Source organism: Methylibium sp. T29, assembly GCF_000576205.1.
GTDB lineage: Bacteria > Pseudomonadota > Gammaproteobacteria > Burkholderiales > Burkholderiaceae_C > Methylibium > Methylibium petroleiphilum.
This window is the reverse complement of the sequence record NZ_AZND01000258.1, coordinates 1-4,416: the sequence shown is the minus strand read 5'-3', so window position 1 is coordinate 4,416 and position 4,416 is coordinate 1. Positions and strand designations below refer to the sequence as shown.

General features: G+C 64.9%; 8 protein-coding genes. All 8 read right to left on the bottom strand.

Annotation, left to right across the window (positions count from 1 at the left end):
• Positions 1-752 (bottom strand): 30S ribosomal protein S3 (rpsC, locus tag x551_RS18860; protein WP_036250185.1); only part of this gene is annotated, 752 nt, incomplete at its 3' end.
• A gap of 14 nt (positions 753-766) precedes the next feature.
• Positions 767-1,096, bottom strand: coding sequence for a 50S ribosomal protein L22 (gene rplV / locus x551_RS18855; protein WP_036235754.1), 330 nt, complete (start codon positions 1,094-1,096; stop codon positions 767-769).
• Between the two features lie 10 nt (positions 1,097-1,106).
• Entirely contained in the window at positions 1,107-1,382 is a 276-nt protein-coding gene (rpsS, locus tag x551_RS18850; RefSeq protein WP_011831013.1) for a 30S ribosomal protein S19, read from the bottom strand.
• A 12-nt stretch (positions 1,383-1,394) separates the two neighbouring features.
• On the bottom strand, positions 1,395-2,219 hold the full coding sequence (gene rplB, locus x551_RS18845; RefSeq protein WP_011831014.1) for a 50S ribosomal protein L2: 825 nt from the start codon (positions 2,217-2,219) through the stop codon (positions 1,395-1,397).
• Positions 2,219-2,533, bottom strand: a complete 315-nt coding sequence (gene rplW / locus x551_RS18840) for a 50S ribosomal protein L23 (protein WP_011831015.1) — start codon at positions 2,531-2,533, stop codon at positions 2,219-2,221. The genes rplB and rplW overlap by 1 nt, the downstream gene beginning before the upstream one ends.
• Positions 2,530-3,150 (bottom strand): 50S ribosomal protein L4, encoded by a 621-nt coding sequence (rplD, locus tag x551_RS18835; protein WP_011831016.1) that lies wholly within the window; start codon positions 3,148-3,150, stop codon positions 2,530-2,532. The genes rplW and rplD overlap by 4 nt, the downstream gene beginning before the upstream one ends.
• Positions 3,150-3,830, bottom strand: a complete 681-nt coding sequence (gene rplC / locus x551_RS18830; protein ID WP_036235747.1) for a 50S ribosomal protein L3 — start codon at positions 3,828-3,830, stop codon at positions 3,150-3,152. The genes rplD and rplC overlap by 1 nt, the downstream gene beginning before the upstream one ends.
• Positions 3,831-4,016: 186 nt before the next feature.
• The gene (gene rpsJ / locus x551_RS18825; RefSeq protein WP_011831018.1) at positions 4,017-4,328 is read right to left on the bottom strand and encodes a 30S ribosomal protein S10; all 312 of its coding nucleotides are present in this window, start codon (positions 4,326-4,328) and stop codon (positions 4,017-4,019) included.
• Positions 4,329-4,416: the final 88 nt, after the last annotated feature.

Here is a 4,416-nt window from a genome sequence, read left to right as displayed (position 1 = left end):
CCCGGGCGAGCACCGTCGCGCGACGGCGGACGGCGGTCACCGGCCGGGCGGTCGCTGCGCGGGCCGCGGCGATTGCGACGGTCGTCTTCGCGCTCGTCGGTCTTGATGACGGGCGCTTCGCCATTGGCGAGACGATCGCCGCGGTAGACCCAGACCTTCACGCCGATGATGCCGTAGGTGGTCTTGGCTTCCGAGAAGCCGTAGTCGATGTCGGCGCGCAGCGTGTGCAGCGGCACGCGACCTTCGCGGTACCACTCGGTGCGAGCGATCTCGATGCCGTTCAGACGACCGGCGCTCATGATCTTGATGCCCTGGGCACCCAGGCGCATCGCGTTCTGCATCGCACGTTTCATCGCGCGGCGGAACATGATGCGCTTCTCGAGCTGCTGGGTGATCGAGTCGGCGATCAACTGGGCATCGATCTCGGGCTTGCGCACCTCTTCGATGTTCACGGCCACCGGCACGCCCAGGCGGCGCGTCAGCTCGGCCTTCAGGTTCTCGATGTCTTCGCCCTTCTTGCCGATCACCACGCCCGGACGCGCCGAGTAGATGGTGATGCGTGCGTTCTTGGCGGGCCGCTCGATCAGGATGCGCGAGACCGCCGCGCTCTTGAGCTTGGCCTTGAGGTATTCGCGGACCTTCAGGTCTTCGGCCAGCATCGTCGCGAAGTTGCGATTCGACGCGTACCAGCGCGAGGACCAGTTGCGGGTGACAGGCAGGCGGAAGCCGACCGGATGAATCTTCTGTCCCATGGTCTTCTCTGCCTTTAGTTGCCGACGGTGACGAAGATGTGGCAGGTCGGCTTGCTGATGCGGTTGCCGCGGCCCTTGGCGCGCGCGGAGAACCGCTTCAGGGTCGCACCCTGCTCGACGTGGATCGTCTTGACCTTCAGTTCGTCGATGTCGGCACCGTCGTTGTGCTCGGCATTGGCGATCGCCGATTCCAGCGCCTTCTTGATGATGACGGCGGCCTTCTTCTGCGTGAATTCCAGGATGTTGAGCGCCTGGTCCACCTTCTTGCCGCGGACCAGATCAGCCACCAGCCGACCCTTGTCGACCGACAGACGCACGCCGCGAACGATTGCTCGGGTTTCCATCGTCATCCCCTTACTTCTTCGCCTTCTTGTCCGCCGGGTGACCCTTGAACGTGCGGGTCAGGGCGAACTCGCCGAGCTTGTGGCCGACCATCTGATCGGTCACGTACACGGGGACGTGCTGCTTGCCGTTGTGCACGGCGATCGTCAGCCCGATGAAATCGGGCAGGATCGTCGAGCGGCGCGACCAGGTCTTGATCGGCTTCTTGTCCTTGATCGCCACGGCCTTCTCGACCTTGGCCACCAGGTGGTGGTCCACGAACGGACCCTTCTTCAGTGAGCGTGCCATCGAGCGTGCCCCTTACTTCTTGCGACGCGAGACGATGAACGTCTGCGTGCGCTTGTTGCTGCGAGTGCGGTAGCCCTTGGTCATCGTGTTCCAAGGCGACACCGGCACCTGGCCCTCGCCGGTGCGGCCTTCGCCGCCGCCGTGCGGGTGGTCCACCGGGTTCATGGCCACGCCACGAACGGTCGGGCGAACGCCCTTCCAGCGGATCGCACCGGCCTTGCCGTACTGGCGCAGGTTGTGCTCTTCGTTGCTCACCTCGCCGATCGTGGCACGGCACTCGATGTGGATGCGCCGCACCTCACCCGAGCGCAGGCGAACCTGGGCGTAGGTGCTTTCGCGTGCCAGCAGCGTCACCGAAGTGCCAGCCGAGCGCGCGATCTGGGCGCCCTTGCCGGCCAGCAGTTCGACGCAGTGCATCGTCGAGCCCACCGGGATGTTGCGGATCGGCAGCGTGTTGCCGGCCTTGATCGGCGCTTCCGAGCCGCTCAGGATGGTGGCACCGACTTCCAGACCGCGCGGAGCGATGATGTAACGGCGCTCGCCATCGGCGTAGCACACCAGCGCGATGTGGGCGGTTCGGTTCGGGTCGTACTCGATACGCTCGACCTTCGCCGGGATGCCGTCCTTGTTGCGCTTGAAATCGACCACGCGGTAGTGGTGCTTGTGACCACCGCCCTTGTGCCGGATGGTGATGTGGCCGTTGTTGTTCCGGCCTGCATTCTGGATCTGCGGCTCGAGCAGCGACGCTTCGGGCTTGCCCTTGTGCAGGTGCGAATGCACCACCTTCACCACGGCACGGCGGCCAGGGGACGTGGGCTTGACTTTGACGACGGCCATTACGCGGCCTCCCCGGAGAAGTTGAGCTCCTGACCCGCCTTCAGGCAGACATAGGCCTTGCGAACGTTGTCGCGGCGACCCACACCCTTGCCGAAGCGCTTGGTCTTGCCCTTGGTGTTCACGACCGATACCTTGTCGACCTCGACCTTGAACAGCAGTTCCACCGCCGCCTTGATCTCGGGCTTGGTCGCGTCCTGCAGCACCTTGAACAGCACCTGGTTGTGCGACTCGGCGACCGCCGTGGCCTTCTCGGACACGATCGGCGCGACCAGCACCTTCATCAGGCGACCTTCATCGAACTTAAGAGCGCTCATGCCAGCATCTCCTTGAGCTTCTCGATCGCGCCCTTCGTCACCAGGACCTTCTTGTAGAAGACCAGCGACAGCGGATCGGCATAACGCGGCTCGATCACCAGCACGTTGGCGAGGTTGCGCGACGCGAGGAACAGGTTCTCATCCACCTCGTCCGCGATCACCAGCACCGACTCCAGCCCCATGGCCTTGAACTTCGCGGCCAGCGCCTTGGTCTTGGGCGTCTCGACCTTGATCGAATCCACCACGGCCAGGCGACCTTCACGAGCGAGCTGCGAGAAGATGGCGGCCATGCCGGCGCGGTACATCTTCTTGTTGACCTTGTGGCTGAAGTTCTCTTCCGGGCTGTTCGGGAAGATCCGACCGCCTCCGCGCCACAGCGGCGACGAGGTCATGCCGGCGCGAGCCCGGCCGGTGCCCTTCTGGCGCCACGGCTTCTTGGTCGAGTGCTTGACCGTCTGGCGATCCTTCTGGGCGCGCGTACCTTGGCGGGCATTCGCCTGGTAGGCCACCACCACCTGGTGCACCAGCGCTTCGTTGTAGTCGCGGCCGAACACGGTGTCCGGCGCGTCGACCTTCGAGGCGGCCTGGCCTTGTTCGTTCAGGAGCTCGAGTTCCATCAGTTCGCTCCCTTCTGGGCCTTGACCTTGACGGCCGGGCGCACGGTCACGAAACCGTTCTTCGCGCCAGGAACCGCGCCGCGCACCAGCAGCAGCTGGCGGGCCTCGTCGACACGCACGATGTCAAGGTTCTGGGTGGTCTTGGTCACGTCGCCGCGGTGGCCGGACATCTTCTTGCCCGGGAACACGCGACCCGGATCCTGGGCCATCGAGATCGAGCCCGGCACGTTGTGCGAACGGCTGTTGCCGTGCGACGCGCGCTGCGAGCCGAAGTTGTGCCGCTTGATGGTGCCGGTGAAGCCCTTGCCGATCGACGTACCCTGCACGTCGACCTTCTGGCCGGCGGCGAACAGGCCGACCGGCAGCGTGCCGCCCGGCTTGTACTCGGCCGCCACTTCGGCGCTGACCGCGAATTCACGCAGGATTTCGCCAGCCTCGACACCCGCCTTGGCGAGATGCCCGGCCTCTGGCTTCGTGACGCGCGACGCCTTGCGGGCGCCAAATGTCACCTGGATGGCGCTGTAGCCGTCGGTTTCGACGGTCTTGACCTGGGTGACGCGATTGTTGGACACGTCGAGCACCGTCACGGGCACGGCGTCGCCGTCGTCCGTGAAGATGCGCATCATGCCCACCTTGCGGCCCAGCAAGCCGAGGCGATCGCCCGGATTGGCTGTAGTCATGGTTCTTCTCCAATGTCCGACATCGATTGGCCGGACTGACTTCACTGAGGCGACCGAACGCATTGCGCCGGGTCACCACGATGTTTTGCCCGCGACACCGGAGTGCCGAGGGCAGAAAAGCCTACGATTGTAGCAGCAGCGGCCGAAGCCGCAACCACCCGGGTCCGCAGCGAACCCGATCGGAACTTACTGCAGCTTGATCTCGACGTCCACGCCGGCCGGCAGGTCAAGCTTCATCAGCGCGTCGACGGTCTTGTCGGTGGGATCGACGATGTCCATCAGGCGCTGGTGGGTGCGGATCTCGAACTGGTCGCGCGAGCTCTTGTTGACGTGCGGCGAACGCAGGATGTCGAAACGCTGCATGCGTGTCGGCAGGGGCACCGGGCCCTTGACGATGGCGCCGGTGCGCTTGGCGGTGTCGACGATCTCGAGGGCCGATTGATCGATCAGCTTGTAATCGAATGCCTTCAGGCGGATGCGGATCTTTTGCTTTTGCATGACGGTTCCTTCAAAGAGCGGTGCGGCGGGCAGCGCCCGCAGCGGGGTGGTGAAAGGCGGGGCGGGACGTACCCACCCGCCGTCATGC

Coding starts and splice junctions, on each gene's coding strand:
- rplW (WP_011831015.1), bottom strand. CDS start 2,533: ATGAGCGCTCTTAAGTTCGATGAAGGTCGCCTGATGAAGGTGCTGGTC.
- rplB (WP_011831014.1), bottom strand. CDS start 2,219: ATGGCCGTCGTCAAAGTCAAGCCCACGTCCCCTGGCCGCCGTGCCGTG.
- rplD (WP_011831016.1), bottom strand. CDS start 3,150: ATGGAACTCGAGCTCCTGAACGAACAAGGCCAGGCCGCCTCGAAGGTC.
- rpsJ (WP_011831018.1), bottom strand. CDS start 4,328: ATGCAAAAGCAAAAGATCCGCATCCGCCTGAAGGCATTCGATTACAAG.
- rplV (WP_036235754.1), bottom strand. CDS start 1,096: ATGGAAACCCGAGCAATCGTTCGCGGCGTGCGTCTGTCGGTCGACAAG.
- rpsS (WP_011831013.1), bottom strand. CDS start 1,382: ATGGCACGCTCACTGAAGAAGGGTCCGTTCGTGGACCACCACCTGGTG.
- rplC (WP_036235747.1), bottom strand. CDS start 3,830: ATGACTACAGCCAATCCGGGCGATCGCCTCGGCTTGCTGGGCCGCAAG.